The 1,169-nt window shown below is 62.8% G+C and carries 1 rRNA gene; it reads right to left on the bottom strand.

Annotated features, from left to right (window positions below):
* A 23S ribosomal RNA gene (locus tag ACTNBB_RS09080) occupies positions 1–819 on the bottom strand; the annotation flags it as partial.
* Between the last annotated feature and the right edge of the window lie 350 nt (positions 820–1,169).

Raw genomic sequence — 1,169 nt, 5'->3', positions numbered from 1 at the left:
TTCGGCCCTCCACGGGGTCTTACCCCCGCTTCAGCCTGCCCACGGATAGCTCACCCGGCTTCGCGTCCGCGGCGCGGGACTCAAGTCGCCCTGTTAAGGCTCGCTTTCGCTCCGGCTCCCTTTCGGTTAACCTCGCCCCGCGCCAGCGACTCGCTGGCTCATTCTACAAAAGGCACGCCGTCACACCGTAAAGGTGCTCCGACTGCTCGTGGGCGCACGGTTTCAGGTACTGTTTCACTCCCCTCCCGGGGTGCTTTTCACCTTTCCCTCACGGTACTGGTGCGCTATCGGTCACAGGGTAGTACTCAGGCTTGGATGGTGGTCCACCCAGGTTCGGACCGGGTTTCACGTGCCCGGCCCTACTCAGGGACCGCGTCGCGCCGTCCGGTCTGGGTTCGCGTACGGGGCTGTCACCCGCTGCGGCCGGCCCTCCCATGCCGTTCCGCTCCCCAGCCGGACCTGCGCCCGGGGGCGGCAGCCCCCGGATGCGCGGCCCTGCAACCCCGCCGGCGGAACCCCTGCCGGGTACGCCCGCTCGACGGTTTGGCCATCGGTCCCCTTTCGCTCGCCGCTACTCGGGGAGTCTCGAGATTGATTTCCTCTCCTCCGGGTACTTAGATGTTTCAGTTCCCCGGGTTGTCCTCCCCCCGCCTATGTGTTCAGCGGGGGGATATGCACACTGCTGTGCATGGGTTCGCCCATTCGGAGACCCCCGGGTCGAAGGATGTGTGCTCCTCGCCGGGGATTATCGCAGCTTGCCGCGTCCTTCATCGGCTCCCTGTGCCAAGGCATCCGCCGTGCGCCCGTGGTATCTTGCGGGACCGCTCCGGGCCCGCGGGATATCCACGTGTCGCTAATGAAAATTAATCGATATCATGAATAGCGCTCTCATGTCGCAATTCGGGTATCTCATACCGCGGCACAGCGTGTTCCACTGTGCTCGCGATCAGATGCTCCTCACTCGTATATGAGTGAATTCCTCTTGTTTGGATCGGATGAATGATTGCTATCATTCTCTGTTTAGATCGCAGAAAAGAATCGAGTCTGGAAGAGGATACTCTTCCATCTCTCTCCTATCGCTATGCGGCTCTCAAGGTACGCGGGTGCGACCCCGGGGACCGGGTGCTGCGGGGACGCATCCGGGCCAGACATCAACCGGACGGGCTCCT

The organism is Collinsella sp. HCP28S3_B9 (assembly GCF_052066095.1).
In the GTDB taxonomy this organism is placed as follows: domain Bacteria; phylum Actinomycetota; class Coriobacteriia; order Coriobacteriales; family Coriobacteriaceae; genus Collinsella.
Note: the sequence above shows the minus strand (reverse complement) of the source record. Positions and strands in the feature narration are given on the sequence as shown.